Source organism: Saccharospirillum salsuginis (assembly GCF_014651855.1).
Classification (GTDB): domain Bacteria; phylum Pseudomonadota; class Gammaproteobacteria; order Pseudomonadales; family Natronospirillaceae; genus Saccharospirillum; species Saccharospirillum salsuginis.
Window position 1 is genome coordinate 17,481 of record NZ_BMXR01000011.1, and the last position, 24,122, is coordinate 41,602.

A 24,122-nucleotide genomic window follows, 5' to 3' on the forward strand; every position below is an offset into this window, starting at 1 on the left:
AAGTCGCTTTCCTTGGGGAACCTTCCTCGGGTTCCCTGAGTACTCCTCGACCCTTGGGGTTCCGTCCGGAGCCCCCTTTTTATCCCACTTTCATTCGTCGCCGCAGCGTGCGAGCAATGCCAGTGAATGGGCCTTCAGGGTATAGCTGGTGCGAATGCGTGCGGGTGTGTCTTCGGACAAGCCGTCGTTCAGTGCCGTGTCGAACACGCGTTGCCAGCCGGTGACGGGGTTGGCGGGCAGGGTGAAGACGATGTCGTGCTGTCCGGCGTTGACCAGGATCAAATAGTATTCGCTGCACAGATGCAGATTGATGGCGGGGTTGTCGATGTCGGACGACAACAGGATGCCGAGGCAATGGTTGTTCGGATCCTGCCAGTCCTTGATTTCCATGGCGTAGCCGTCGCACCGGTACCAGTGCACCTTGTCGGTGGTGGCCGGTTCGTTGATCAGTTGTTCGGCGCTGAATATGAGATCGTGGAACAGGGTGCTGCTGCCGCGTATGCGAATGCACTGTTCGACGAAGGCCTGGAAGCGTTGGTCCGGGTCGGACCAGTTAAACCAGTTGATCTCGTTGTCCTGGCAGTAGGCGTTGTTGTTGCCTTGCTGGGTGCGACCGATCTCGTCGCCGCCGAGCAGGTGGACGGCGCCCTGGGAGAGCAGCAGGCTGGCGATGAGGTTGCGCTTGGTCTGCTGTCTCAGCGTCAGGATATGATCGTCCTCGGTCGCCCCCTCGCAGCCCCAGTTATAGCTGAGGTTGTTGTCATGGCCGTCCAGGTTGCGCTCCTGGTTGGCGGCGTTGTGACGCTGGTTGTAGGACACCAGGTCTTCGAGCGTGAAACCGTCGTGGTAGGTCACATAGTTGAGGCTGGTGGAGTAGGAGCGCGAGCCTTTCTTGAGCAGGTCGCGCGACCCCATCACGCGGGTGGCGAATTCGGGCAGGGTGCCGCCGTCGCCGCGCCAGAAACGGCGCAGGGTGTCGCGGTAGCGGTCGTTGCATTCGTACCATTGTTCCGGAAACTGACCCAGTTGGTAACCGCCGCGACCGATGTCCCAGGGTTCGGCGATCAGCTTGCAGTGGCGGATGACCGGGTCCTGGCTGATGGCTTTGAAGAAGGCGGAGTGAGGCGTAAAGTCCCAGGCTTCGCGGCCGAGCGTGGCGGCCAGGTCGAAGCGGAAGCCGTCGACCTGATAGTGGTTCAGCCAGTGGCGCAGGCTGTCCATGACCAGGGTCAGCGGATAGAGCTGGTGAATGTCGACGGTGTTGCCGCAACCGGTGGTGTCGATGAAATGACTGAAGTTGTCTGGCTGGTGGCGGTAGAACTGGGCGGCATGGAGCCCCTTGTGACTGAGCATGGGGCCGAGCAGGTTGCCTTCGGCGGTGTGGTTGTAGACAACGTCGAGGATGACCTCGATACCGGCCTGATGCAGGGCGCGCACCATCGTTTTGAATTCGGTGACGGCGTCGTCGACGGCGTAGCGCGGGTCCGGCGCGAAGAAGTTGGCCGGGTTGTATCCCCAGTAATTGACCAGGTTCAGATCGGCCAGACGCGGTTCGCTCATGAAGGCCAGGCAGGGCATCAACTGTACGGCGGTGACGCCGAGGTCGGTCAGGTGACCGATGCTGGCGTCGTGCGCAAGACCCAGATAGGTGCCGCGCAGTTCCTCGGGCACGGCCGGGTTGAGTTGACTGAACCCTTTGACGTGCACTTCGTAGAGTACGGTCTGTGGCCAGGGCGTATCCGGCCGCACGGTGTCCTGCCAGTCGAAGGTATCCGGTCCCGGGACCAGCGCTTTGGGAACCTGGGGCGCGCTGTCGGTGTCGCTCGGTTTCAGGCCGCTCAGGTCGGCGGTGTCGTGGGCATACAGGTTCGGGTGCGGTTCGAACGGCGCGGACAGGGCCTTGGCGTAAGGGTCGACCAGGAGTTTGTTGACGTTGAACAGAAGACCGCGATCGGGCTCGAAGTCGCCTTCGGCGCGAAAGCCGTAGCGGACGCCGGGTTCGAGGTCGGGCAGGAAGCCGTGCCAGATGTCACCGCTGCGGGCGGGGAGATTGAGGCGCTCGGTTTCCTGGTCCTGTTCGTCGTAGAGGCACAGGATGAGGTTGTGGGCATGGGGGCTGTAGACGGCGAAGTTGATGCCGCCGTCTCGCGGGTGGGCGCCCATGGGGTAGGCTTTGCCAGTGTCCATACGGGAGTCTGGATTGACTCGGGTGATCATTCTGTTGCCTCGGTTTGTTGAGCCTGGTCCGTGGTTGGGTGTCAATACGGTGCCTGGGTTGCGCCTTGCCGGGTTGCTTCTTGTGCCGAGAACTCGCGCCGGCTGCCCGGTAGACTCATGCGGGGTCGCCATGAACCCATCCATGGGGGCTTGACCTCGACATCCATGTCTCGCACATCCCCGCATGAGTCTACCGGGCATCCGCCGCTGGTCCTGGTCGTCACCGTAGGGTGGGTCGGTCCGACGTTTCGGTCGCCCACCATCTGCCAATAGGCAGATCGCAAACCCAACCTGGCTTTTTACTCGGTTGGCGCCTTGTCTTTGTCGGATCACGCGCTCACGCGCTAATTCGACCCACGGGTAACATCTTACCGTGGTTTCAAATACACCACGGCCAGCGGCGGCAGCGTCATATCGATGCAATACGGTTGGCCGTCGTGCCCTTCGTGTATCGCATCGTAGCCGTCGCCGATGTCGTAATTGCTACCGCCATAATACTCCGAATCGGTGTTGAGGATGACATCGTAATGTCCGTCGTCGGGAACGCCGATGCGGTAATGATCGTGCGGGTTGGGTGTGAAGTTGGCGACGACGATGACTTTTTCGGTGTCATTGAACCGGATCAGGCTGAGGATGCTGTTGTCGGCGTCGTCGTAGTTGATCCAGCGGAAACCTTTGGGATCGCAGTCCCATTCGTGCAGGGCGGGCTCGTCCCGGTGCAGGCGGTTGAGGTCGCGGAACAGGGCCTGGACGCCGCTGTGGCGGGGGTAGTCGAGCAGGTACCAGTCGAGCTGGCTGCGGTAGTTCCATTCCAGGCCCTGACCCAATTCGTTGCCCATGAAATTCAGCTTCTTGCCGGGGTGGGCAAACATGTAGGCGTAGTAGGTGCGCAGGTTGGCGGTCTGCTGCCATTCGTCGCCCGGCATGCGGGTGAGGATGGTGCCTTTGCCGTGGACGACTTCGTCGTGCGACAGCGGCAGAACGAAGTTCTCGTTGTAGGCGTAGACCATCGAGAAGGTGAGATCACCCTGGTGGTATCTGCGGTGAATCGGGTCTTTTTTCATGTATTCCAGGGTGTCGTGCATCCAGCCCATGTTCCACTTGAAGCCGAAACCGAGCCCGCCGGCGAAGACGGGGCGGGTGACGCCGTCGAAGGCGGTGGATTCCTCGGCGATGGTCATGGCCTTGGGGTAGCGACCGTAGACGGTTTCGTTGAAGCGTTTGACGAAGGCGATGGCTTCGTAATTGTGGTTGCCGCCGTCGACATTGGGGGTCCATTCGCCGGCTTCGCGTGAATAGTCGAGGTAAAGCATGGAGGCGACGGCGTCGACACGCAGACCGTCGACATGGAAGTGTTCGAGCCAGATCATCGCCGAGGAGATCAGAAAGTCGCAGACGGTGTAGCGGCCGAAGTCGTAGACGTAGGAGCTCCAGTCCGGATGCCAGCCGCGCTGCGGGTCTTCGTATTCGTACAGCGGAGTGCCGTCGAAACGGGCCAGGCCGTGTTCGTCGGCGGGGAAGTGGGCCGGGACCCAGTCGACGATGACCGCGATGCCGTTCTGGTGGCACTGGTCGACGAGGTACTTGAAGTCGTCCGGTGTGCCGAAGCGGCTGGTCGGTGCGAACAGGCCGAGGGGCTGGTAGCCCCAACTGCCGTCGTAGGGGTATTCGGAAACGGGCAGGAACTCGACATGGGTGAAGTTCATGTCGAGCAGGTACGGAATCAATTCGTCCGCCAGTTGCCGGTAGGTCAAAGGCTGCCCGTCGCGGGTTTTCCAGGAGCCGGCGTGTATCTCGTAGACACTCATCGGCTGGTTGCGCGGGTCCTGATGCGGCCGTTCGGTCCAGGCCCGGTCGCCCCACTCGTAGGCGTCGTGGTCGACCACGACGGAATTGAAGTCGGGGTACTGGGTGCAGCAAAACGCATAGGGGTCGGTCTTGTGCGGCAACCGGTGTTCGCGGGCGTCCTTCAGTTCGTACTTGTACGCCTCGCCGGCTTCAAGACCCGGCACGAACAACCGCCAGATACCGTCCTCGTGGCTGCTCATCGGGTGGCGCCGGCCGTCCCAGTTGTTGAAGTGACCGATCACGCTGACGCTGCGGGCATTGGGGGCGTAAACCGCGAAACGTACCCCGTTGACGGCGCCGGACTCGGTTTGCGCGGCGCACAGCTGGGCGCCCATGGTGTGATAGAGCGACTCGGAATCGCACGGAAAGTCCTCGAAGGCCCGTTCCGGGAACTGGTACGGATCGAGGGCTTCCCACTGGTCGCCGGACTGGGCTTCGATGCGCAGCCGGTAGAGCGGTTTTTCCTTCTGTTTTACGGTCAGTTCGAACAGACCGGAAGGGTGCACCGGTGTCATGGTGCCCAAGGCGCTATCGCTCTCGTGCTCGAGTACGGTGATATCGCGGGCCTCGGGTTGGAAGACGCGGATCAACCACCCCTTGTCGGTACGATGCGGCCCCAGCGTATCGAAGGGGCGGGCTTCCAGGGCGGCGTTCAAACGGTCGGCGAGTTCGGCGGCGGGATTTTCCATAACAGCGGTCGTACCTTCTTGTTATTGCAGGGCATTTCCCAGTGTAGCCCCAATGCCCGGGCAAAGCCCAGTGCCCCGCGGTTGGATTTCCCGGACTCGACCCGGATTCAGCCTCCCAGGGTGAAACTGAACGTCCAGGCCAGGTCCTCGGTGGTCGGGCGGTAGTAGAGCCCGAAGGTCGGATCGATCCGCAGAATGCGATTGCGCAACAGGTTCGACGGCGTGGTCAGCTGCACACCAAAGGCGCTGTGGTCGTCTTCGATGCCCTGCATCCAGCGGGCGTCGAAACCGAGTTCCAGGCTGCGCTGGTACCAGATCCGACCCAGGGCCAGGTCGACCGGACCCAGGCTGAACCGGTAATTGAACCGGGCATCCAGAGCCGGTTCACCGGAATCGAGGCTGGTGAACGCCGCCGGCCTGATGTAGCGACCCGGACCGGTGAAGCCGGTTTGTCGATCCTGCCACTGACCACCCAGCGTCAGATGGTGGTTGGCCACGAACCCCGGCAATTGCAGCTGGCTGGCATTGTACTGCTGGATGCGTTCGCTTTGAGTTTCCCAGTCCAGGTTATAGCGGGTGCTGAACGCCAGGGGCGACTGCAGATCGCGCGGGGCGGGCTCGTGCATCTGACTCAGTGACAGGCCGGCGCCGATCAGCGTGCTCTGCCAGACGCTGTTGTCGTCGGTCGACGACCGGTCCGAGTAGCTGACGCCGAGGTTGGGCGTCACGACCGTGGTCCACAGATCCCGGGTGCTGCTCAATGGCAATGACCCGTCCAGGGTCAGCCGGTGGTCCAGCGTGTCGTCTTCGTCGGAAACCGTGCGCTCGGCCGAGGCACTGATCACCGGCCACCAGCGTCGCCAGTTTACGGTGACACCGCCGATCGGAGTGCCTTCGCCCCAGTGAACGCCGGCGAAGGTGTCGACGGTCAGGGTGTTGAGCAGATTATTGGAATGCAGGCTCAAGGCGAGTTCGTTGTCGCCGCCGGTCAACTGCCAACTGTTCAGGTTCCAGGCGTGGGCCCAGCGGTTGTAGGGCTCGGGCTTGGTGTCCGGTTCCTCGCCCGGCTGCGGTACCGGTCGATACAGTGGAGCACTGTAGGCCGTGGGTTGCGCCTGGACCGCCTCGGCCGCCCGCCAGCCGTCGCCGGCATCGCGTTCGCCGGGCCAGGGCAGGCTCACCAACCTGTGGCCGTCGGCGGTGTAGTCGGAGAACACCAGACGGTTGTTGGATGTATCCAGGTTGACGTAATAGTTGCCGAAGGGCCGCTGCGTCAGTTGATAACGTTCGCCGGTGTCCCGGTTCAGTGCCCAGACGGCGTCGAGGCCGCTGCGGTCGCTGGTGTACACCAGCCAGTGGTCACTCCATTGCGGTGAACGCAGGCTCTCGCCCTTGACCGGCCCGGTCAGTTGCGTCAGACGCGCCTCGGCCGGTTGCCAACGCATAAAGCGTACGCCCTCGGCGTCGAGCAACACGAACACCCAGCCGCCTTCGCCGTCCGGGGTCATGTCGTACGCCAAGCTGCGCGGCGGCAGTTCGATCTCGGTCAGGGGCTGCCCCTGGCGGTTCAATTGCACCAGCGCACTGTGGCGCTGCTCGGTGAAATGGTGGGCCACCAGTCGGTCACCCGCGTCGTTGACGGCCACCGAAGTGAAGTCGCCGCCCCGGGTCACCTCGATCAGGTCGTCGCTATCCGGCTCATAACAGTGGATGTCGCCGCCCACTTCCAGCGCGAAACGCGGGTGCACCCGCGCATCGGTCCAGCAGAAGCGACCGGCCGCGTAACTGACGCCCCGATTCTTCGAGACGCTGTAAAAGTGCGAGGCGATGCGTCTCGGCAGGCGTTTCAGACGGGTGAGTTCACCGTTTTCCACCGCCGCCAGATAGCCGCCGTCGCGCAGATCCATCTCCACCGCCAGGATGCGATCGCCGTCGACGGCGATGGGATACAGGCTGCGCCAATGCTCCTCGTCCGATTGCCACAGAACCTCGACATCGGTGATGTCCAGATTGTCCACCTGGTGTTGCCAGCGTTGGCGCAGCTCGTCCCAGGTCTTTTCGTAGGTGGCTTCCAGACCCGCGCCGGTCAGTTGGCGGATGGCGCCGTCGAACGTCAGGGCGAATTCCGGATTGGCGGTGCGCTTCAAGGCGCGGTCGAGTACCCGGTCGCCATGATGGGTGCGCAGGTAAGCGGTCATGAAATAGCCCAGATCGTAAGGGCTGACATAGGGATAACTCTCGAACCCGGTGCCAAGCATGGCCCGGTCGTAGGAATAGCGATCGCGGCTCAACTCGTGGGTGCGCAACCAGAGTTCGAACGACGCCACCCGGCCCCGACCGGCTTCGGTCAGGGCGGTTTCGGTCACGACCGCGTCACCTTCCATGAACCAGTTCGGATAGAACAACAGAATAATGGCTCCGGGGCCGTTTTCTCCGGCGAACCAGTACGCGATCTGGCCGGTCAGGGTGTCCATCGGCTGCTGGACCTGCACCAGATGTCGGCCTTCGTGCACGCTCAGGACATCGAACCATTCGAGGCCGCCGAAGGGTGCGGGACGATTGTAGAAAATGGAGTGCATCGGGTCGTAGGTCACCATCCCGTTGCTGACCAGTGTCGGGCTGGAGATCACGATGGGAATGCGTCGCACGCCGTCGAGCAGCGGCATCGACCGCTGCAGCTCGGGCCAATAGGTGGTCATGCGTTCGGCCACGTAGCGGGCCTCAGCCTCCAGGCCTTCGGGGTAGACGATGTCGAAGCCGGTAACCGGCAGTGTCATCCATTGGCGGTCCGGAAAATGCTGCGGGTTGGCGAGCGCCAGGGCGCTCAGCATGCTCAACAGGCAGGCGGCTAGGATTCGGCTCAAGACGGGGTCCTTTTTTACGGTATTGAGTGATGGTGTGGCTATTCAAGCATTGTCACCGCGAAACTGGAACCCGTTTCGCCGGGTGGTGATTATTAATTGGGTTGCTTTCAGCGTTTCATGATAGTCACAGTTAATATTGAAGTCATGAAGCCGTGCTAAGCTTAAAAAGTAACCGACCCCAAGAGGCATGGCTTCATGAAGCAACGCATCATACCGGGCTTGATCGCCGCAGTCGTTCTGATGGTTTCCCCGCTTTCCCGCGCCGACACTCTGTATTTAACCTCGCTCGAATGGCCACCCTATTCGGGTGAGGATCTGCCATCACAGGGCGCCTCGATCGCCGTTGCCAAAGCCGCCTTCGACGCCATGGGGCATGAACTGGTGGTGGAATTCTATCCCTGGTCGCGCGCGGTTGCTCTGGCGACCAACAACGATAAATATGCCGGCTACTTTCCGGAATATTATTACGAATCCGACGAGTTTCTGTTCTCCGATCCGATGGGACAGGGACCGCTGGGCTTTGTCGAAAACGTCGATAACCCGATTGAATGGAACAGCCTCGACGACCTGACCGACGAGACCATCGGTGTGGTCCAGGACTACGTCAACACCGAGGAACTGGACCGGATGATCGCCGATGGCGACATCAACGCCTCCGCGGTTACCTCCGATTCCCAGAACGTTCTGAAAGTGGCGGGTGGCCGCATCGACATGGCGGTCATCGACAGCAATGTCCTCGGCTATTTGTTGGAAAACGATCCCAAAGTGGACATGGCCATCGGCAAGGTACAGATGAACGATAAACTGTTGGTGGAAAAAGACCTCTACATCGCCTTCAAGAACAACGCCAACGGCCAGCAATGGCGGGACATTTTCAACGAAGGCCTGACCCAAATCGACATTGACGCCATCATGGCCGAACACATGTAAAGCGTTTCACTGCGGTCCCAGGGGTGGCTCGGCAGTCGTATTGATTCAAGTTCAGGGACGAACGGCCGACTCAAGTACTCAGTGGCTACCGTGCCGGGGTTTGTTATGAAAATGCCAACCATCCATTCGCTTTCGTTGCGATTCAACCTATGGGCTGTGTCGATCATCACTCTGTTGCTGGTCGTCAGTGCCTACATCGACTACCGCACCAACGCCGGTCAGTGGCGACAATCGGTGGATACGCAACTGGCTGAAACCGGCACCTTCATCGAACTGTCATTGCCGCCGGCACTGTGGAACTACCAGACCGAAACGGTGCAGCGGGTGCTCAGCGCCACCGTTGAAAGCCAGGTCATCAACGCGGTCTATGTGGTGGAAAACGACAGCCTGAGTTACGGTCTGCGCCAGACCGACGAAGGCGCCCAGCCGGCCGAATCCCTGCCGGACACTTCGAACCTGACCGAAGTCCCGCTGTATTTCGAGGAAGCCGGCGAAGACCCCATCGCCATCGTCTACATGGAACCGAATAACGCCTTCCTCGAGCAACAACTGAGCAGCGTCGTGCAACTGTCGGTCGCGCGAACCGTGATTCTAGGCCTGGTGTTGGCCGTCGTTCTCTACGTGTTGTTGCGCCTGTTGGTCAAAGTGCCGATCGTGCAGTTGAAAGACGCCATGAAAGACATCGCCCAGGGCGAAGGCGACCTCACCCGGCGGTTGTCGGTGAATCAACACAACGAGATCGGTCAATTGGTCGGTTACTTCAACCAATTCATGGACAAACTCCAGTTGTCGATGAAAGCCGTCGGGGAAGTCTCCGCCCAGGTCGAACAATCCGTGGTCAAACTGGAAGAATCGTTCAACGCCAGTCGGTCACTGGTGTCAGACCAGACCTCCGAGATCGACTCCATCGCCACCGCCGTCACCGAAAGCACCACCGCCAGCCAGGACGTCTCGCAAAATGCCCAGGCCACTTCCTCGGCCGCCGAGGAAGCCTACAGCAGTGCCGAACAGAGCCGTAACGCCATGCAGCATACCGTCGGTTCGATCCAATCCCTCGCCGGCCAGATCGAGGAAACCTCCGAGGCCATGGCCTCATTGCAGGAAGACGTCGATAGCATCACCGAAATCATGACCGTGATTCGCGGCATCGCCGAACAAACCAACCTGCTCGCCCTGAATGCCGCCATCGAAGCGGCCCGCGCCGGCGAGCAGGGACGCGGCTTCGCGGTCGTCGCCGACGAAGTGCGTTCACTGGCGGCGAAGACGCAGGAAAGCACCGAGGAAATCGGTGAAAAGATCGAACGTTTGAGAACCAGCGCCGAACGCGGCGTGACCCTGTCGGAATCCGGCCGGGAATCCAGTCAGGCCAGTGTCTCCAGTGTCGAGGAAGCGCAGTCTTCGTTGAAAGTGGTGTTCGATGCCATCGGCCAGATCAACGACATGTCGACCCAGATCGCCACGGCCGTCGAGGAGCAATCCCAGGTCAGTCAGGAAATCAGCCAAAACATCAACCGCCTGTCCGAACTGGCCCAACAAGCCAGCGAACAGGTCGACCAGGCCTCCACCTACAGCGAAGACGTCAACGACCAAACCCGGTCGTTGAACCACTACCTCTCCGGGTTCAAGTGGTGATGGTTTGGTTTCGCGCCTTGTTTGACCTTTGCAGGGTTGAATTGGTTGCCTTTAACCTGCGCCTGCTGCCGGGGTATCCCCCTCCGGGGTCGCCGTAAATACTTCCATGTAGGCTTGGCGGCAGCATCCATGCTGCCGACATCCCCGGATGGGGATACCCCGGCACCAGTCGCTGCCTTCCGTGGAAAGTCCTCCTACCCAGTCCCACTGTTGTACGTTTATCTACAGGTCGCGCTTTCCATTACGTTCCCGACGACCGAAAACCCTTCAATTACACGCAATAATTCACTGGAGGTTTTATCTTGCGGTTCGCACCTAAGGAGTAATGGTTTTTAGGACTGGAAAGAATGAGTGACCATAAAAGAGAGCGACCGATGCCGGGGTAGACCTATCCGGGGATGTGCGAGGCAGGGAACGCCGAGGTCAAGCCTACATGGATGTATTCACGGCGACCCCGGATAGGTCTACCCCGGCAGCGGGTGCGGAATCTTGGCTCTGAGACTACCTGGCCCGGCAAACCACCGGATTAGTACCGTGGCACCATTAAAGGTGACACGGTACTAACCATGGGCACGGATGACAGATCAGAACTTGCGTAACGCTTCGATTCGGTCGTCGAGGCTGGGGTGGGAGGCGAAGAGTTCGCGGGCCTTGCCTTTGATGCCGAACGCTACCAGTTGGCCATCCAGTTGGGAATCCTGACTGCCCTTGAGGCGTTGCAGCGCCGCGATCATCTTGTTCGGGCCGACCAATTGAGCCGAACCCGCGTCCGCCCGGAATTCGCGTTTGCGCGAAAACCACATCGCGATGATGCTCGCGATCACGCCGAAGACCGCCTCCATGACGAATACCACCGCCAGGTAACTGAAAAAACCCAGACCCTGACCGTTGTCACTGCCCTTGGCCACGAACCCGTTGATGATTTGTGCGACCACCCGGGCCAGGAAAATCACGAAGGTGTTCAGCACACCCTGAACCAGAGCCATGGTCACCATATCGCCGTTGGCGATGTGAGAGACTTCGTGCGCGAGTACGGCTTCGGCCTCGTCCGCGTTCATGTTGCGCAGCAGTCCGACCGAGACGGCGACCAGGGAATCGTTCTTGCTGGCGCCGGTGGCGAAGGCGTTGACGTCGGGCGAAGGATAGATGGCGACTTCGGGCATGCCGATACCGGCATCGCGCGCCAGTCGTTCGACCGTTTGCATCAGCCATTGTTCTTCGCGCGAACCCGGCTGGGTGATGACCTGGGCGCCGGTGGCGCGTTTGGCCACCCATTTGCTCATCATCAGGGAAATGAAACTGCCGCCCATGCCGAAGGCCAGTGCCAGCACCAGATAAAAGCCGGTGTTGCTCAACTGGACGCCGAAGGCGGGCAGGATCACGTTCAGGAATACGCCCAACACCAGCACGATGGCGAAGTTGGTGGCCAGGAACAACATGATTCGGAACATCGTCAATCCTCTCGGTTCAGACTCGGTGTCTGAGCTGCATTATGGGGACGACAGGCGGCCAGGCAAGAGGGCCGGAGGTCACTTCCGCGCCAAGATTATGCAAATCTGGCCCGCGCATCCTGGGCGTCGGCCGTATCGGAACTGACGACGTCGATCAGCAGGATCCGGTTGTTCGACAACGGCAGGCCATAGGTTTGCACCAAACGGCTGCTGTTGACGTCCATGTACGGGCGGGAATGACCGAGGGTGTCCGGGTTGAAATCGAAGCCGGCGACAATTTCGGCGAAGTAGGGACGCCAGGACCAGTTGCGCGGTTCAACCAGAGGCTGAGGCTGTAACTTACCCTGGTGCGCGTCGTAGTTGGGCGACAGTTGCTGGCCTTCGGTGTTGGTCACGAAGCAGCGCAGGATGGCATCGCACGGTACGCCGAGGCCAACCAGGGCGGTGTCGCTGCGGTGTTCGATAAGATCGCGCAGTTGACCGGCCACCGACTGAATGCGTTGCGCCAATCGCCCCTGTCGGCGATGGATGTCCACCTGATGGTGGAAGACCTGTCGGCGCACCCGTTCAATGTGAGGCGACAGGGCATGTGTGTCGAGAAAGTCCGGTTCGGGGCGGGCGAGCAGGAAACCCTGAACCAGGCGGGCGCCGGTTTCCATCGCGTAGGCGAGTTCGGACTCGGTTTCGACGCCTTCGATAACCAGTTGGAAACCGGTGCGCTCGGCCAGGCGCGACAGGGCTTCCACCACTTCCCGGGCCAGGCCTTCGCCGCGATAGGCCCGTTTGAACAGTTTCATGTCGAGTTTAACCAGGTCCGGCTCCAGATCGATCACACGGTCCAGGTGTGCTTCGCCGGCGCCGAAATCGTCGATCGCGATGCCGATTCCCCGGTCGCGATAGGCCCGGATGACCTGTTTCAGCACAGTCAGGTCGGCTCCGGTTTCGGTAACCTCGATGACTACGCGGGACGGATCGATCGACAGGGCTTCAATCAATTGCAGCGTAGGCGATGCATCGTGTCCCTGTAACCGGGTCAACCAAATGGGCGCGATATTGATCGATAAAAACCCGCCAAGCGACGGTTGTTGCTGACCGGCCTGTGCGGATCGGGCCATGGCCTGGCGGCGAATATGGCGGTCCAGTGTCAGCAGGCGATCGGGATGCACGGTCGGGTCGCTGAACAGGGGGCCGGCCGAACGGATGTCGCCATCGACACGCATCCGGCCGAGCACTTCGTGGCCTGCGATCCGACCCGTAGCGACATCGACGATGGGTTGGAAATGCGGGAAACAGTCTGCCTTGTTGGTTGGAATCATTGCGTCATTACGGCTCACAAACGGAATGAATGAAGGCAATCCGCATCCTTTTGGTGCCTGATCGGGATCATGTTATGCAATTCGAGATACAGGACATCGAGCAACCCTCGTGCCAGACAGAGGAGGGGCGATGTCATTCGGGCGATGAGTGTACCCTCGAGGAGGTAGGCGCTCCAGTGACCGGCGTCCGGCAAGAGACGCGATTCGGCCGGTCATTGACGCGGATCAGTTTTCGGCGCCATTGCGCGAGAAGCGTCGGGCGTCCAGGCTGTGTTTCTTGAACAGCTTGTAGAGGTCTGTCCGGTTGCGGCCGATCAGTTCCGCCGCCCAGGTGACATTGCCTTCGGTCATTTTCAGCGCGCGGATCAGGTACTGGCGCTCGAACTGGTCACGGGCCTCGGTCAGGGTGGGCCAGTGGCTGCTCTGGTCGGCCAGGGCCTGTTTGACCAGGGCTTCGTTCACCACCGGACTGGGGCTCAGGGCGACGCATTGCTCGATGACGTTGACCAGTTGGCGTACGTTGCCCGGCCACTCGGCGGTCATCAATCGTTCCATGGCATCGTCGGAGAAGGCGTTGACCTTGGCCTGGTGGCGTTCGCTGCTCTGGCGCAACAGATGGCGGGCCAGCAGGGGGATGTCCTCGGCGCGCTCGCGCAGCGTCGGCAGTGTCAGGTTGACCACGTTGAGGCGGTAGTAGAGATCCTCGCGGAACTGACCTTCATCCATGGCCCGGCGCAGATTCTGGTGGGTGGCGGAGATCACGCGGACGTCGACCGGAACGGACTGGCTGCTGCCGACCGGGCGCACCTGGCGTTCCTGCAGTACCCGCAGCAATTTGACCTGAAGCGGCAGGGGCATGTCGCCGATCTCGTCGAGGAACAGTGTGCCCTTGTCGGCGGCACGGAAGAGGCCGGCCTGTTCGCGCACCGCCCCGGTGAAGGCGCCCTTGCTGTGGCCGAAGAGTTCAGATTCGAGCAAATGCTCGGGCAACGCGCCGCAGTTGATGGCGATGAACGGATGGGTGGCGCGCGGGCTGGCGCGGTGGATGGCCTGGGCCAGCACCTCCTTGCCGGTTCCGCTGGCACCGGTGATCAGCACGCTGACGTCGCTGCGCGCCACCTGGCCGGCCTGGTCGAGCAACTCTTCCATCTGTTTGCTGCGCGTGATGATGTCGCGTCGCCACTCGGCGTCGTCCGGGTTGGGGCTGCGGCTCAGGGCATCGTCGAGCAGTTCGCGCAGTTCGCCGTGGTCGAGCGGTTTGGTCAGAAACCCCATGACACCGCGTTGAGTGGCGGCGACCGCGTCGGGAATGGAGCCGTGCGCCGTCATCAGGATGACCGGCAGGCCGGGATGACGTTGCGAGATCCAGTCGAACAGCGCCATGCCGTCGGCGCCGGGCATGCGCAGGTCGCTCAACACCACCGAAAATCGGCCTTCGTCCAGTGCCTGTTGGGCGGCTTCCGCATTGGCCATGGCCATGACCTCATAGCCTTCATTTTCCAGCCGCATCGACAGCAGGCGCAGCAGGCTGTGGTCGTCGTCCACCAGCAAGAGTCTGGGCGGTTGGGTGTCAGTCGGCATGATTCCCTCCAGTGTCCGGGGGTGGGGCGGCATCGCCACCACCGGGCGAATCGTCGACCCCGTCGTTCTGGTTGAGTTGCGATTCGATATCGGTCAGGGCTTCGATCTGTCGGTCCCGTTCCTTCAGCATCGCTTCCAGTTGTCGCACGCGTCCGGCATAGAGCGCGCGGGCGCGTTCGAGTTCCCTTGTGACGGCGTTGTGGTTCAGCACGGCTTCGTTGTAGGCCAACACCTGGGTAAAGACCGGTTGCACGGCCGGCGGCAGTTCGTCCAGCCGGCGCTTCAGCGTGCCCTGGCCGACCAGGCGCAGGGCGTCGGGCATACCGGGCTGGCTGGTGACCAGGGAGGCGGCCAGGTCGGCGCCGGGCTCCTGCGTCGAATAGTTGTGCAACAACCGCCAGCGCCGCAGTTCACCGAGGCTGGCCAACTGGTCGTTGAAGTGCAACCAGGCGATGACCGCCAGGGCGGAATCGTCCAGCGGCGGCATGGCCGGCGGCGCACCGCATTGGCCGATGGTGCCGGTCTGGGCGGACGCTTCCGGCTCGGGTTGTTCGTCCGCGTCCCTGGGCCATGTCTGGCAACCGGCCAGCAAGACGATCAGGATCAGGATCGATCCGGGTTTCATTTAATGAGGTACCTCCTTTACCGGTAATCGGATGCTCACACAGACATCGAAGTCCGGGATGTCGATGATGTCGGCCTGGCCTTCCAGCAGCCGTGCGCAGTCGGCCACCACCGACAGACCCAGACCCGACCCGGTGATGGCATCCATGCGGGGTGTCTGCCCCCGTTGAAAGGGTTCGAACAGGCTTTGTCGTTGATCCGGGGGAATGGTCGGGCCGGTATTGGCAACTTCAAGCCGTGTGTGGGCTTTTTCCCGGGTCAGGCGGACCAGAACCCGGCCGCCCTGCCGACCGTAGGCCTGGGCGTTGTTGAGCAGATTATCCAGAATGCGCTGGAAAAGTCTGGAATCGGTGCACAGTTCCGTCAATCGACAGTCGACAGTGACGTCCTGATCGCGTTGTTGCAGCGCCAGGGCATGGTGTTCGACCGTGGCGTCGATCAGTTCGCACGGATGAATCCGTTCAAGCGTGACCTCGCTCTGTTGCAGCAACTGGTTGTAGTCCAGCAACTGCTCCGTCAGTTGGGACAATCGATCGGTACTGCCGTTGAGCAACGACAGGACTTCGCGCTGGCGATGATTGAGTGGACCGGCGATGCCCTCGGACAGCAAGGAGCAACCTTCTTTCATGCTCGCCAGTGGCGTTTTCAGTTCGTGTGACGCATGGCGCAACAGGGCCAGACGCAGCGCTTCGAGTTGTTGCAGCCGCGACGACAGCCAGCGCAGCCGGTCCCCCAGTTCATTGAGTTCACGCGGGCCGCCGACCCGGGCAGGCATATTGCCGCCGTCCGGTTGTCCCAGGGCGCGGATCATCCGGTCCAGGCGGCGAATGGGCGTGGCGATACGGCCGCTGGACCAGGCCACCAACAACAGTGTGAGCAGCACCAGCGCGACCGTTTGCCAGGTCAACTGACGCTGCTGATCGTCGACGTAGTCCTGTTGGGCCATCAGACGGTCATTGAGTCGCTGCCAGATCAGGTGGGTCAACTGGCGTTGCTGGCTGCGCAGATCGCGCAGCAGCAGATCCAGTTCGGCGGTGTCGGCCTCGGCGAAGGTGCCGGCGAGTATGTCGAGATGTCGCTGTTGCAAGGCGCAGACAGCCGGTGTTTCGGTCAGAGCCGGGCTCGAACAGAGGGTGTCCAGATCGCCGGCGTAGTTTTGCAGGTGGTTCTCGGCAACGCGACGGGTCGAGTCGCTGCGAACGACATCGTATTGTCGAACGGCTCGCTCGATGTCGATGACGAGGTTGTCCATGTTCTCGATGTGTCGGGCATTGCGGACCGCATCCTGGGCTTCGCGAATGGCCAGTTCATTGATGCGATTGAGGGCGGCGTGTCCCTGCCAGAGCAGGACCGCGAGAGGAATGAGGGCAATGGCGAAGCTGGTCAGAACCAGCTGGCGCAGCGACGCGGGTCGCAACAAAAACATCATGGCAGAGGTTGGTTCCCGGTTAACCTCACATTAAAAAGGGGCCGGCGTGACGCCGGCCCAGAGTAGGGAAGAGAGCTGGAGGCATCCGGAGAGAATAGCCCCCAGGACCGGTTCTGTCCTACCGGTCGCTTCCGCGCTCAATACTCTCGTTCGCACCAAGCCTCGCCGGTTGGGGCGAACGGACTGCAAAGGCACTGGCCCTGTGCCGTCGGCTATCGATGGTTTGGGTCAGCCCATCGATAGCCGGCCTCGCCGACAAGCCGGGGCCGCCCTTACAGCCCCGGCGCCGGAAACGGAAATAGGGACACTCCCGGCGGGAGTGTCCAAAGCGGTTTTACCAGTCGCTTTCACCTTCGCTGGAACCGCCTTCAGTGCCAGCACCGCTGCCGGATTTCATCTCGAAAGCCTGGAATTCTTCCAGCGACAGGTCGCCGGAACCATCTGCGTCGAGCGTTTCGAACTGGTCGCTCAGGGCGACGCTGGCCGCGGCTTCATCGAAATCGATGACACCGTCGCCGTTCGCGTCGATCTGATTGAACAGATCTTCGTGGGACTGAGTGCCTTCGGCGATAGCGCCAGTTGCTGCGAAGGCTAACACCGCGGATGACAGTACGATTGCAGTTTTCATGATGTTTACTCCTGTCTGAGGGTTGGTTCAAAAGTCCGGGTGACGACTGCGAACCCGGTGTTTCGTAACGACAACAGGAGTATTTCAAGTGCCGTGCCAGGTTTAAAAAATCCTTATAAATCAATTAGATAGAGGTTATTCGGAGTGAAAGGAACGAAACGGGGCGAGCCGGAACTGTCGACGTCCGGCGACAGTTTTCGGGGAGGATATTAAAAGTCCTTTTAAATCAATAAGTTAGGTTGTCTTCGAATGGCGACAGCGAATCAGACCTGAAAGCGACCCGCGTGTCGATCGAGCTCGTCGAGACGTCCGGACACATCCTCGACCTGGGTCCGCACCCGCCGCAGCGATTGACTGTCGCCCTGAATCCGGGAAGCCACGCCTTCCATATCCTGGCTGATCTGACGCGCGGCCTTGTCCACCTCCGCGATGGAATGGCTCATCTGTTCGGCGGCCGCCGCGCCCTGGTGGGCGTCGTTGGCGATCGTGCCCATCGCCTGTTCCGCTTCGCTGCTGTGATGTTCGACCGTGTCCAGATGTCCGCGTCCGGTTTCGGTCACTTCGATCGCCTCGCGGGTGAAACCCTGAATATCGTCGACGATGCCGTTGATCCGGGACGTGGCTTCGACCGTGCGCTCGGCCAACTGGCGGACCTCATCGGCGACCACCGAGAAACCCCGTCCGGCTTCGCCCGCGCGCGCCGCCTCGATGGCGGCGTTCAGCGCCAGCAGGTTGGTCTGGCCGGCCAGGTTGTTGATCATTTCGACGACCGAATCGATGTCGCCGGACAGTTCATTCAACTGGTTCAACTTCCGCTCGATGTTGGCCACCACCCGCGAGGTTTCCTTGAGCCCGGTGACAGCCTGGTGCAGCGTGGACTCGCCCCGGTTGGCCGAGGTCAGTGTCTGCTGCACCTGCTCGGACAGGACCCGGGTCGCCTCGGTGATGCCTGACAGTGTGGCCGAGATTTCCTCTGTGCTGGCGGCGACCGACTGGCTCTGTTCGTTGATTTGCTGGTTGCTGCGGTCCAGCTGTTGCGATTCCCCGGTCAGTTCCGCCATCAGTTGGGAGGACTGACGGGCCGATCCGGTGACTTCGCGGACCAGCTGGCCGAGCCCCTCGGTCATGGCGTTGACCGTGCGGCTGAGCCGGTCGAAGTCGTCGTTGCGGCGCTCATTGACCGTCAGGCGGGCGCTGAGGTCGCCGTCGCGAACCCGCTCCAGATCGTGAACGATACCGGCCAGGGTCTGGCGCACGTTGCGGATGAGGCCGATCGCGACCAGCACCATCAATACGCCGATGCCGATACTGACGCCCAGCAACACGCGGGAGACCTGTCCCGAACTGGCCTCGGCCCGGGCGGTGGCGGTCCCGATGGCGCCGTCGAGGTCGGCACGCGTCGCCTGCTGGCGCTGTTTCATGGCCTGCAGCGCCGACGCCATCTGCGTTTCGCGCTCCTGCAGTATCCCGCTGGCGGCCTTGTGGCGCTCGAGGGCATCGCGGTAGGCGTCGTTGAATTCCGCGAACTGTTCCTGAAGATTGATCTGTTCGAGGCTGTCGATATAACTTTGGTAGGCGGTGAGCACGGCGTCGTAGTTCACCTGTGTGGGCTGATTCAGGTACACCACTTCCAGGTTGCGGACATCGCCGAGCGATTTTCGCACCATGCTCAGAAAATCGGCGTTCTCGTTCAGCACGTCGCCGTTTTGGGACACCTCGCCGTTCAGACCCGAATCCAGATCGAGTCCCACGAGGCGGGCCTGGTCGGCCATCTGCCGCAGGGCGGTCAGGTATTGCTGAAAATGCCCCAGGAATTGGCTCAATCCGAAGTCGTCCTCGGGCAGGGTTTGGCGCAACTGGTCGAGGTGGTTCTGTTCGGCGTCGATGGCCTCGATCAACGCCGTATACGAATCCGGGTTCAGCCGGCTGGCCTGGTCGCCGAGGCGCAGGGCCACAATGGTCAACTGGTCCAGATGGGCCGACAGCTGGTTGAGTTGTTGCAGGCGGTCGTTGGTGCCGCGTTGCAGGGCAATGCCCCGGTCGGCGACGACATAGAGGCCGAGCAGCCCGATCAGGGCGGAGAGCACCAGAGCGGACAGTTTCATGCGGAAGCTGATGGCGTTTGTCATTGTAATTCTCGTTTGGAGCTGACAGCGAAACAGTAACCGATTGTATCGGCCGGAAAGGCTCGTAGATTAGCATGAGGCCGGTGGTTGGCCTTTGGTGCGGATTAAACGGTGCGTTCCTGTGGGTGGACCAGAGGCGGCATGGTGAGTTGTGGTTGAATCCGCGACGGCCGACGGGGCAGCTCGTGCGGGGTCGCCGTGGACCCGTCCATGGGGGCTTGGCCTCGGCATCCATGCCTCGCACACCCCCGCACGAGCAGCCCCGCCGACCGTCGCTCACCGCAATGGCGCATTCAGAGGGGGGGAGTAGGGCCGAAGAGGTGGAGCCGATATCGGCCGGGTGGGCGCAGCCCACGGTTGGCCCCGGCGGCGGAATCAACCCCGGGGCAAAGTCGGCCGATGTCGGCGTTGCCGCTTCGGCCCTAAGTCGGCTTGTTACTTCGGCAGGCGCTCGTATTCGTGCGCGCCGAAGAAGTTGCGTTGGCCCTGGATCAGGTTGGCGGGCAGGCGGGCGCTGCGCACGCCGTCGAAGTAGGCGAGGGCGTTGGTCAGCGCCGGGACCGGGATACCGCCGGCGATGGCGTTGCCGAGCAGGCGGCGCAGGGCGCTTTCGCAGCCGGTGAGTTCGGTCTTGAAGAAGTCGCTGAGGATCAGGTTGTCGAGCTCGGGCTGCTGCTCGAAGACACTCTGAATCGGGTCGAGGGCCTTGGCGCGGATGATGCAGCCGGCTTTCCAGACCTGGGCGATGTTGGTCATGTTGAGACGCCAGCCGTATTCGCGCGCGGCCTCGCTGAGCAGGGAGAAGCCCTGGGCGTAGGCGATGAGTTTGGCGGCGTAGAGGGCGGCTTCGGCGTCGGCTTCGAGTTCGGCGTAGTCGCCGAATTGCGGCTTGGGCTGGTAAACGTCGGCCGCTTGCTGGCGTTCGTCCCAGCGCGAGGACAGGGCGCGGGCGTAGACGGCTTCGGTGCAGACGGAGCCGGGGACGCCGAGCTCCAGTGCCTGGATGGCGGTCCATTTGCCGGTGCCTTTCTGGCCGGCCTTGTCCCAGATGTTGTCGACCCAGTCGGTGCCGTCGTCGTCTTTGATGCGCAGCACTTCAGCCGTGATTTCGACCAGGTAGGAGGCGAGGCGGCCGCCGTTCCAGGTTTCGAACAGTTGGGCGATGGCTTCGTTGTCCCGCCCGGCGGCCTGCAGCAGGTGGTAGATCTCGGCGATCATTTGCATGTCGCCGTATTCGATGCCGTTGTGCACCATTTTGACGAAGTGACCGGAGCCGCCGTCGCCCATCCATTCGCAGCAGGGTTCGCCGGCGTCGGTCTTGGCGCTGATGCCCTGGAGGATGGATTTGAGCGCGGGCCAGGCGGAGGCGTCGCCGCCTGGCATCATGGAGGGGCCGAAACGGGCGCCGTCCTGGCCGCCGGAGATGCCGCAGCCGACGAAGTGGATACCCTGGGGGGTCAGGGCGTCGCTGCGGCGCTGGGAGTCGGTGAACAGGGAGTTGCCGCCGTCGATGAGGATGTCGCCGTCGTCGAGCAGGGGTTTGAGTTCGTCGATGACGGCGTCAACGGGGCCGCCGGCCTTGACCATGAGGATGATCTTGCGCGGTTGGGCGAGGGCCTGAACGAAGTCTTTGAGGGTGTCGGTGCCGGTGAGGTTGGGGTGGTCGGCGTCGTCGACGAATTGCCGGGTGACTGTTTGTGTTCGGTTGTAGACCGCGACTTTGTTGTCATGGTCCAGCAGGTTCAACACCAGGTTCTGACCCATCACCGCCAGACCAATCAAACCGATATTGCAGTCACCGCTCATACTTTTTGCTCCTCAACGCCTATTTCGAGTTCCAATAGTGTATTGCCTTGGGTCCGCGCCGGCTGTCGGGGTCATCCCCTGAGGGGTCGCCGTGAACCCATCCATGGGGGCTTGGCTTCGGCAGTCCCTGCCTCAGACACCCCCTCAGTGGATGACCCCGACATCCGTCGCTCGCACTAAGCCACAGTTAAAAATCGTAAATGCTGTAAGTAGGGGCAGTATACCGGATTGCAATCGTCACGATCTTCGTCGAACCGGTTGAAAAATATGACCAAATGGTTAGGAAAAATAAATAAAAGCGGAGTTCTCAGGGCGCCCATTGATTTGAACGCTTGTCGGTGCCACGTCATCCAACAGTAAACAGGGCCGATTTTTCGCAATTTGATCTTGATTTTTACCCTGGTTAATTATAAATTGTCCGGGTAAAAATTAGGAGGCAGCCAGCATGGAAATCATTATCTTCAGTGACAACGAATTGATCGGGGAAGGCGAAGTCCCGGAGGCGCTGGCGAAGGTGCGCGCGTTCAAGCGACAACAGCCGGGTGCGGACTTGCTGGTGCTGAACCGGGACACGTCTAAGGTGCTGGAAGTCGATTTCGATCAGCCGGATGAGGTGATCGAGCGGGTGTTGGGCATTCAGGCCGGCGAGCCGCCGAAACCGGCCAAACGGGGCCGGGGTCGCCCGCGCCTGGGGGTACAGTCGCGCGAGGTGTCGTTGTTGCCACGCCACTGGGAGTGGCTGAACAGTCAGCCCGGCGGGGCGTCGGCGGCGTTGCGTCGTTTGGTCGAGGAGGCGCGGAAGTCGCCGGAGGTTCAGGTGGAGGAGGCCCGTATGGCGGTGGATCGTTTTCTCCATACGCTGGCGGGGGATATGCCGAATTACGAGGAGGCGTTGCGCCAGTTCTATCGTCGCCAGTACGGCTTGATGTATGAGCAGATGGCGGACTGGCCGGCGGATATTCAGCGCCATGCGCGCTGGCTGGCGTCGCGTGCCCAGGAGTGGGAGGCGGAACTGGGCGATCCGCGTCGGCGTAACCGGGCCGGGATGAACGGGGTTGTCTGAGCCTTCAAATTCCTCGAAGGCTTTGGTCAAACTTCTCCGATAGATCGGCGGCTCCGGAAGCGCTAATCTGTTGTCCGATGCATTGAGAGAAGCCACTATGTCCACATCCGATCGAGCTCCGGTTTTGTTTATTCCCCATGGCGGTGGTCCCTTGCCCTTGCTGGGCGATCCGGGCCACCAGCCTCTGGTCGATTTTCTGAAAACCGTGCCGGAGCGGTACCCGCCGCCGAAGGCGATTTTGGTGGTCAGCGCTCATTGGGAGGCGCCACGACCGACCCTCCTCGGTGATGAGTCTCCGGGGCTCTATTTCGATTATTACGGGTTTCCGCCGGAGAGTTATCGATACGCTTACCCGGCCGTGAATCCGTCGTCCTGGCGGACCCGGCTGCGCGAGGTGTTGGCCGGTGCCGGCCTCGAGGCCGCCGAACAGTCGGGGCGCGGATATGATCACGGGGTCTTCGTTCCATTGATGCTGATGCATCCGGCCGCCGATATTCCCGTTTTGCAGTTGTCGCTGGTGGAAGGTCTCGACCCTGTCGCACATTTCGAACTCGGCCGGGCTTTGGCGCCATTGCGGGATGAGGGTGTGATGGTGCTGGGGTCCGGCTTGTCCTTTCACAATCTGCGTCTGCTGCTGGGCGACCCGGCCGGCGACGACAGCGCCAGCCAGCGATTCCACGGTTGGCTGGTGGGGGTGCTGGGCGACCCGGCCCTGACGGACGATCAGCGTTACCGCGCGTTGGCGGACTGGACGAGCGCTCCCGATGCCCGAACCTGTCATCCGCGCGAGGAGCATCTGTTGCCCTTGCATCTGTGTCTGGGCGCGGCCGGTGGTCGGGCGGCGGACATCGTGTTTGACGAAGCACTGCTTGGTCAGCGCACCATCGGTGCGCTCTGGCGCTGACCGACCCGGGGGCGAAACCCTCGGCTCAGTGGGTCATGAATCGTCGGATGTCGCTGGGTTGCAGTATGGCCTGCAATTGCTTTTTCCAACCGAGTGTCTCACTCGGCAATTCCCCGAAATGTTCCCGGTAGAGTGCGGAAAAACGCCCCAGGTGATTGAACCCGCCTTCCATGGCGTACCAGGAGATACTGGAGGACTCGAATCGGTGGCTGACCATCCGGTCCCGCACGCGCAGTAAACGACAGCGTTGATAGTAGCGGTAGGGCGTACAGCCGATGTGAACGCGCATCAGGTTGTACAGGTTGCGTTCGCTGGTGTAGGCGATGGCGGCCAGTTCCGCGAGGTTGAAGGGCCAGTCGGGGTTTTGCCGCATGTGCAGCACCGCGCGCAGCACACGCGGGTCGATCGGTTCCTTGATGTGCTCGATGGTTCGGGTCGGTTTTATCAGGGATTCGCGCAGTTCACCGAGCAGCCGGTGCGTTCTGCGTACGGCATCGGTGTTATGGCAGAAAAAGGGAGCATCGTCGAGATAGGTTTGGGTATGGATGTCCAGTACCGGGTTGCGACCGGGAACCAGATTGTCGCTGGGTGCATCGAACAACTGAATGGCCAGCAGTCGGGTGTTGGATCCCGATTTCAAATTGAGCCGCTGACGGGGACGCAGCATCAGGAAGTCGCCCGGTCCGAGCACGAGCCCGGGCATGTCCAGGTCGGAGATCTGGCCGGACTGTATCTGCAGCAGGGTTGGATGGGCGTTCTTGTGGCCGGTCAGGTGCAGGGCCTGTTGTGTTTCCACATAGGTCACGCTGCCGTTGCCGACGGGTAAATAGGAGACATACCCCATCGCGCGGCTGTCCCATTCACCGGTCAGAACCAGACCGTCGTTGCGACTTAAGAAGGCAAGCGCCGACAGCCATTCGCCGGCCTCGGCATCCAGAATCCGGGTATAGGCATCGAGAACCCGCTCCCGTGTGACCGTACAACTCAATTCGGACTCCCACATCTGTGATTCAG

At 61.5% G+C, this 24,122-nt stretch carries 16 protein-coding genes; 4 read left to right on the plus strand and 12 right to left on the minus strand.

From position 1 onward, the window contains the following. Positions 1 to 90: 90 nt before the first annotated feature. From glgX to IE111_RS19165, 3 genes are all read right to left on the minus strand, one after another. Positions 91 to 2,187 (minus strand): glycogen debranching protein GlgX, encoded by a 2,097-nt coding sequence (gene glgX / locus IE111_RS19155; protein WP_229805444.1) that lies wholly within the window; start codon positions 2,185 to 2,187, stop codon positions 91 to 93. A gap of 398 nt (positions 2,188 to 2,585) precedes the next feature. Beyond that, positions 2,586 to 4,754, minus strand: coding sequence for a 1,4-alpha-glucan branching protein GlgB (glgB, locus tag IE111_RS19160; RefSeq protein ID WP_189611820.1), 2,169 nt, complete (start codon positions 4,752 to 4,754; stop codon positions 2,586 to 2,588). 107 nt (positions 4,755 to 4,861) lie between these two features. Then, on the minus strand, positions 4,862 to 7,618 hold the full coding sequence (locus IE111_RS19165) for a TolB family protein (RefSeq protein WP_189611822.1): 2,757 nt from the start codon (positions 7,616 to 7,618) through the stop codon (positions 4,862 to 4,864). Between the two features lie 195 nt (positions 7,619 to 7,813). On the opposite strand from IE111_RS19165, the gene IE111_RS19170 reads away from it, so the two are divergent. Together IE111_RS19170 and IE111_RS19175 are read left to right on the plus strand one after the other, a co-directional pair. After that, the gene (locus IE111_RS19170) at positions 7,814 to 8,548 is read left to right on the plus strand and encodes a substrate-binding periplasmic protein (RefSeq protein WP_189611824.1); all 735 of its coding nucleotides are present in this window, start codon (positions 7,814 to 7,816) and stop codon (positions 8,546 to 8,548) included. A gap of 105 nt (positions 8,549 to 8,653) precedes the next feature. Continuing rightward, positions 8,654 to 10,180, plus strand: coding sequence for a methyl-accepting chemotaxis protein (locus tag IE111_RS19175; protein ID WP_189611826.1), 1,527 nt, complete (start codon positions 8,654 to 8,656; stop codon positions 10,178 to 10,180). 584 nt (positions 10,181 to 10,764) lie between these two features. Here the strand turns inward: IE111_RS19175 and htpX are convergent. The 8 genes from htpX to gnd all read right to left on the minus strand — a co-directional run bounded on the left by htpX (position 10,765) and on the right by gnd (position 21,141). After that, complete coding sequence (gene htpX, locus IE111_RS19180) at positions 10,765 to 11,631, minus strand: protease HtpX (RefSeq protein WP_189611829.1); 867 nt, start codon at positions 11,629 to 11,631, stop codon at positions 10,765 to 10,767. Positions 11,632 to 11,726: 95 nt separating this feature from the next. Beyond that, positions 11,727 to 12,947, minus strand: coding sequence for an EAL domain-containing protein (locus tag IE111_RS19185; RefSeq protein WP_189611831.1), 1,221 nt, complete (start codon positions 12,945 to 12,947; stop codon positions 11,727 to 11,729). A 225-nt stretch (positions 12,948 to 13,172) separates the two neighbouring features. Continuing rightward, positions 13,173 to 14,528: a sigma 54-interacting transcriptional regulator gene (locus IE111_RS19190; RefSeq protein ID WP_189611833.1), complete on the minus strand. Its 1,356-nt coding sequence runs from the start codon at positions 14,526 to 14,528 to the stop codon at positions 13,173 to 13,175. Beyond that, positions 14,518 to 15,153: a hypothetical protein gene (locus IE111_RS19195; protein ID WP_189611835.1), complete on the minus strand. Its 636-nt coding sequence runs from the start codon at positions 15,151 to 15,153 to the stop codon at positions 14,518 to 14,520. The genes IE111_RS19190 and IE111_RS19195 overlap by 11 nt, the downstream gene beginning before the upstream one ends. Next, positions 15,154 to 16,581, minus strand: a complete 1,428-nt coding sequence (locus IE111_RS19200; protein WP_189611837.1) for a sensor histidine kinase — start codon at positions 16,579 to 16,581, stop codon at positions 15,154 to 15,156. A 334-nt stretch (positions 16,582 to 16,915) separates the two neighbouring features. Next, on the minus strand, positions 16,916 to 17,209 hold the full coding sequence (locus IE111_RS19205) for an EF-hand domain-containing protein (protein ID WP_189611839.1): 294 nt from the start codon (positions 17,207 to 17,209) through the stop codon (positions 16,916 to 16,918). A gap of 263 nt (positions 17,210 to 17,472) precedes the next feature. Further along, positions 17,473 to 19,338: a methyl-accepting chemotaxis protein gene (locus tag IE111_RS19210; protein ID WP_189611841.1), complete on the minus strand. Its 1,866-nt coding sequence runs from the start codon at positions 19,336 to 19,338 to the stop codon at positions 17,473 to 17,475. A gap of 432 nt (positions 19,339 to 19,770) precedes the next feature. Continuing rightward, on the minus strand, positions 19,771 to 21,141 hold the full coding sequence (gene gnd / locus IE111_RS19215) for a decarboxylating NADP(+)-dependent phosphogluconate dehydrogenase (protein ID WP_189611843.1): 1,371 nt from the start codon (positions 21,139 to 21,141) through the stop codon (positions 19,771 to 19,773). Between the two features lie 445 nt (positions 21,142 to 21,586). Here gnd and IE111_RS19220 point away from each other — a divergent pair, with 445 nt between their 5' ends. Together IE111_RS19220 and IE111_RS19225 are read left to right on the plus strand one after the other, a co-directional pair. Next, positions 21,587 to 22,204, plus strand: coding sequence for a DUF2239 family protein (locus IE111_RS19220; protein ID WP_189611845.1), 618 nt, complete (start codon positions 21,587 to 21,589; stop codon positions 22,202 to 22,204). A 97-nt stretch (positions 22,205 to 22,301) separates the two neighbouring features. Further along, on the plus strand, positions 22,302 to 23,108 hold the full coding sequence (locus IE111_RS19225; protein ID WP_189611847.1) for a DODA-type extradiol aromatic ring-opening family dioxygenase: 807 nt from the start codon (positions 22,302 to 22,304) through the stop codon (positions 23,106 to 23,108). A gap of 25 nt (positions 23,109 to 23,133) precedes the next feature. On the opposite strand, the gene IE111_RS19230 is transcribed toward IE111_RS19225, so the two are convergent. Beyond that, the gene (locus tag IE111_RS19230; protein ID WP_189611848.1) at positions 23,134 to 24,096 is read right to left on the minus strand and encodes a helix-turn-helix domain-containing protein; all 963 of its coding nucleotides are present in this window, start codon (positions 24,094 to 24,096) and stop codon (positions 23,134 to 23,136) included. Positions 24,097 to 24,122 lie beyond the last annotated feature (26 nt).

Bases quoted from the DNA above. Each gene is read 5' to 3' on its own strand.
- glgX (WP_229805444.1), bottom strand. From the start codon at position 2,187: ATGGACACTGGCAAAGCCTACCCCATGGGCGCCCACCCGCGAGACGGC.
- glgB (WP_189611820.1), bottom strand. From the start codon at position 4,754: ATGGAAAATCCCGCCGCCGAACTCGCCGACCGTTTGAACGCCGCCCTG.
- IE111_RS19170 (WP_189611824.1), top strand. From the start codon at position 7,814: ATGAAGCAACGCATCATACCGGGCTTGATCGCCGCAGTCGTTCTGATG.
- IE111_RS19175 (WP_189611826.1), top strand. From the start codon at position 8,654: ATGAAAATGCCAACCATCCATTCGCTTTCGTTGCGATTCAACCTATGG.
- htpX (WP_189611829.1), bottom strand. From the start codon at position 11,631: ATGTTCCGAATCATGTTGTTCCTGGCCACCAACTTCGCCATCGTGCTG.
- IE111_RS19185 (WP_189611831.1), bottom strand. From the start codon at position 12,947: ATGATTCCAACCAACAAGGCAGACTGTTTCCCGCATTTCCAACCCATC.
- IE111_RS19190 (WP_189611833.1), bottom strand. From the start codon at position 14,528: ATGCCGACTGACACCCAACCGCCCAGACTCTTGCTGGTGGACGACGAC.
- IE111_RS19195 (WP_189611835.1), bottom strand. From the start codon at position 15,153: ATGAAACCCGGATCGATCCTGATCCTGATCGTCTTGCTGGCCGGTTGC.
- IE111_RS19200 (WP_189611837.1), bottom strand. From the start codon at position 16,581: ATGATGTTTTTGTTGCGACCCGCGTCGCTGCGCCAGCTGGTTCTGACC.
- IE111_RS19205 (WP_189611839.1), bottom strand. From the start codon at position 17,209: ATGAAAACTGCAATCGTACTGTCATCCGCGGTGTTAGCCTTCGCAGCA.
- IE111_RS19210 (WP_189611841.1), bottom strand. From the start codon at position 19,338: ATGACAAACGCCATCAGCTTCCGCATGAAACTGTCCGCTCTGGTGCTC.
- gnd (WP_189611843.1), bottom strand. From the start codon at position 21,141: ATGAGCGGTGACTGCAATATCGGTTTGATTGGTCTGGCGGTGATGGGT.
- IE111_RS19220 (WP_189611845.1), top strand. From the start codon at position 21,587: ATGGAAATCATTATCTTCAGTGACAACGAATTGATCGGGGAAGGCGAA.
- IE111_RS19225 (WP_189611847.1), top strand. From the start codon at position 22,302: ATGTCCACATCCGATCGAGCTCCGGTTTTGTTTATTCCCCATGGCGGT.